The organism is Nostoc cf. edaphicum LEGE 07299 (assembly GCF_015207245.1).
Lineage (GTDB): Bacteria > Cyanobacteriota > Cyanobacteriia > Cyanobacteriales > Nostocaceae > Nostoc > Nostoc edaphicum_B.
Genome location: NZ_JADEXF010000490.1, coordinates 1 through 4,269 on the forward strand (window position 1 = coordinate 1; position 4,269 = coordinate 4,269).

Below are 4,269 nucleotides of genomic sequence, written 5' to 3' on the forward strand. Positions count from 1 at the left end.
GGTTAGTACCTTACGCCCATAATGCTGAGGATCTTTGACCTGACTGTAGAGTTTACCATCAGAGAATGTACCCGCCCCACCTTCGCCAAACTGGGCATTTGATTCGGGGTTGAAGTCTGATTTTTTCTTCCAAAAGCCAAAAGTATCAACGGTGCGATCGCGGACTTGTTTCCCACGTTCTAAAATGATGGGACGGAAACCCATTTGCGCCAGCATCAAACCCGCAAACAATCCACAAGGCCCAGTACCAATCACGATGGGGCGAATCGCCAAATTGCTCGGTGCTTTTGCCACTGGGCAATACCTCATGTCTGGCGTGACCATTACATGAGGATCTTTTTTCAGGCGCTTGAGTAGATGAGTTTCCTGAGTCGTTTCTACATCCAGAATATAAACAAGGGTAATCTCTCCTTTCTTACGGGCATCGTAGCTACGCTTGAAGATGGAATAGCTGATCAAATCTTCGTCCGTGATTTGCAGCTTTTTGAGGATGGCAGTCTTGATCTCATCTTCAGGATGATCAAGCGGGAGCTTTACTTCAGTTAGTCGTAACATAGCGAGGAGAAATGCATACTGTCTATCAAAATATTAACAAGAGAGGCAGGAGGCAGGACGAATACTGGCTTCTGCCGAAACCTTACATAAATACTGACTTTTCACCGAAGCAGGGAGTAGGGAGTAGGGAGGAAAAGAGAAAATACCCTACTCCCTTACAGTTTGAAGCCTCCCCCTTTTAGGGGGAAAAGAAGAGAAAAAATTGTGTGGAGAAGTACGCAGTGCCGGACACACAAGGTGCAAAGCCGGAGCCACTCCGCCTTGGCGTCAATATCAAATCCCCTGGTTTCTCTCTCTTAGGTTTCCCTACTCCCTCTTCCCTACTCCCTACTCCCTCGTTAAGTCATGGAAAAACCTAACCCCCCTCCCGACGCAGTTGCAATGAGTAATAATACATAGCAAAAATTACCTCAGAGAAACAAAAAAGTTTAGTTGAAATCAATACCTGTTAAGGTGTAGTTCCAGTGTATTGAGCAACTTAGGCAAGTCCTTTTGAGAAACCTATTGATTTTTTATTGTTTGTGAGAAATCCGGGATTACCAATCTACTTTCAAGATGAAACACGAATCAAAGCGATTTATGTTTGCAGTTCGCTACAACTATAGCGGTTATCAGTTGAGTGCAATACAGACCTAACCCCCTGCCCCTTCCCTATAAGGGAAGGGGAGTAAGATTCAAAGCCTCTCTCCTAAAAGGAGAGAGGTTTGGAGAGAGGTCAAATTGTATTGCTTCCATTCAAGAACCGCTATAGTCTATGTTGCTCGGCTATCCAAGTGCTGCGTTTGGCGCTTTTAGGAGCAAGCTGTTTTCAAGGGGTCAAGAAGTCTAAGTGATCTCCACTCTTAGAGCGTAGATCCTCTGGAGAGCCTTGGAGTTGCAACCTACCTTGATCCAGTAACACAATCCAATCAGCACGATTAATCACTCTGGGGCGGTGGCTAATCAGAATAGTGGTTTTGTCCTGCCGATGAGATAGGAGCCTACCTAGTACTTGCGCCTCACTCACTGGATCGAGTCCAGCCGTTGATTCATCCAAAATTAGGATTGGCGGATCAGTAACTATCGCTCTGGCGATCGCCAGTCGTTGGCGTTGCCCGCCAGAAATATTTGAGCCAAATTCACCTAAGACGGTTTGATATTTGTCGGGGAGTTTACTGATAAACTCGTCAGCCTCGGCAATTTGGCAAGCATTGACAATTTGCTCAAAGGTGACGTGCGGAGAACCTAAGCGAAAGTTTTCAAGAATTGAGCGACTCCAAAAGTGGGGTTCTTGGGGAACAAGAACGATTTGTCGCCGGAGGCTATCTAAGGATAAATCTTGCAGGTTATATAGTCCAATACGAATATTGCCAGACTGTGTTGGATACAAACTCGCAATCACTTTGGCAAGGGTACTTTTACCACAGCCTGATTTACCAATCAGGGCAATCACTTTACCGCCAGGGAGTGTAATAGAAAAATTTTCTAATAACTCAGTTCTGCCAGAGTAGTGAAAGTTTAGATTTGTGCAAGTGATGTCAGCATTGCCAGGAAGTGTAGCCAAGGGCTTTTGGGTATCGCCTTGATTTTCCGGTGTGGAGTCAATAACTTCTGTTAAACGCTGGATAGCAGTTTGAGTCCGTGTAAATCTATCCACAAGTCCGATTAAAGTACCAATGAAGGCTAGAAAATTAGCGTTCATAGCGTTAAAGGCAAGCAGTTGACCGATACTCAGTTCCTTGCTAATAACCAACATGCTGCCAAACCAGAGTAAGGCAACGCTGCCAATACCAGAAACTAATCCAGAGAAGGTATTGTTGATAATGCCAATTTGAATCGTGCGGAATGTTTGGTTCGCTAGGCGACCGAACCGACTCTGGAATTCTTGCCAGAATTGGGCAGCGGCGGTCGTGGTTTTTAGTGTTAATGCACCTTTAAAGCTTTCAACGAGAACGCCTTGGTTTTCTGCTGCCAAGACCAATACACTACGAACTTTTTGCTGAAGTGTCGGCTGAAAAACAACCGTGGATACTGTCATCACAGCAGCGATCACGATGGCAACTAGCGTCAGTTTCCCACTGTAGAACAGCATGAAACCAAAAGAAACCGCCCCAGTAAAAAACTGAGCAGGTAAACTCACGACCAATTGTGAGACTAACTGATTAATCTGTTGAATATCTCGCAGTCGGCTCACGACTTCGCCACTGCGACGGGCTTCATAGTATGTCAGCGGCAATCGCAGGATTTGTCGTCCAAATTCCAGAACTAGCCCTAACTCAAGTTTTTGGGCAAAATTGGCAATCAGGTTAGAGTTAACGAGTCTGAGACTACTGCTGATAAGGTTCATGATCACAACAGTGAGTGCTACAGCGTTGAGCAGCCTTGTATCACCTCGAACTAGCACTTCATCTGTCAGGATTTGGATCAGGAAAGGGTAAGCTAAAGATAGCAGACCAATAACTTGGGCGCCGAGCATAGCCTGAAAGATTATAGCTCGATAAGGCCATACGCGCTTGAGAAATCGCCCAAAACCGCTAACTTGCTCGTCGCTTTGAGTATAAAAGCGGATCGAGTCTGGCTCCAGTAGAAGCATCACCCAATTTTTCCAGCCCTCCATCAACTCCTTTCTGGAGAGATAACGGATGTCCGTGGCTGGATCAGCAATTACATATTTCCTGCCCCGCTGCCCGTACAAAACAACCCAGTGGTTGCCTTTCCAGTGAATGATCGCTGGCAGTGGCGCTTCCTTAATCCGGTCTACTATTTCAGTTGATGCTCTGACTGTGCGAGCATTGAAACCTAGTGCCTCTGCTCCCTGTTGCAGACCCAGCAATGTTGTTCCTAGTTGCCCAGTGCCTACCGCTTCCCGGATGCGGTTGATGGTCAAAGTACGGTCATAATGTTTGGCAATGGCAGCCAGGCAAGCAGCTCCGCAATCTTCTTCACTATGCTGTCGCACAACCTGATATTTCATTTGAACTAAAACTGTTTGTTTTCCTTTCAAAATCACTTGTTGCTTCAAGCAACCTTATACCAATTTAATGTGAAGTTGCACATATCTTGATCCCCCTAAATCCCCCTTAAAAAGGGGGACTTTGATAGATGCTTTTCCGTTTCCCCCCTTATTAAGGGGAGCCAGCGCGGTCTTGGGGGTTTCCCGCATGAGCGACTGGCGTGGGCTAGGGGGGATCGAATTCTATGCAGCTTCATAAAAATTGGTATTAGTCAGTGGCCGGAAGTAATATCAATGACAAAACTGGAGCGATGGTGCCATTTTGACAGATTTATTTTGAGCTTAAAAACATGGTCTATCTAAATAGTGTTAACTCTGTTTAGAGAGAAAAATAGCTGAAGACTTTTTAACTTTTAACTGAGCTAGCCTTCAGCGAATTCTATATTTAACTAACCATTTTGAACAGATTTTTTCAGAGAAAAAACAGGGGTTGCCACAAAATAGCCAACCCCTTTAAGAAAGAAATCGTTGAAAGCTTTCATTTTTAAGTTCTCGGAATTACAGTTAACTTCTTATATTAAGAAGTCACCTAATGTATCCGAAACAGAACTAATCTTCTCCGGCTTCCGATGAACTAAATCCCTCAGATGTAGCTTCTGCATCATCGCCGTCCAAGCTAGCAGTGGTTGTAGCGTCACCATCGGTTTGAGCCGCACCTTCGCTACTTGTAGCGCTGGCGCTGAAAGTACCAAAAGCACGTGCAAAGCGGCCGCCTACAAGAC

General features: G+C 45.3%; 1 protein-coding gene and 1 pseudogene. Both read right to left on the minus strand.

Translation table 11 applies throughout. From position 1 onward, the window contains the following. A pseudogene (locus IQ229_RS15400) lies at window positions 1-555 on the minus strand (hypothetical protein); the annotation flags it as partial. A gap of 808 nt (window positions 556-1,363) precedes the next feature. Next, window positions 1,364-3,508, minus strand: coding sequence for a peptidase domain-containing ABC transporter (locus IQ229_RS15405; RefSeq protein ID WP_194045064.1), 2,145 nt, complete (start codon window positions 3,506-3,508; stop codon window positions 1,364-1,366). Window positions 3,509-4,269: the final 761 nt, after the last annotated feature.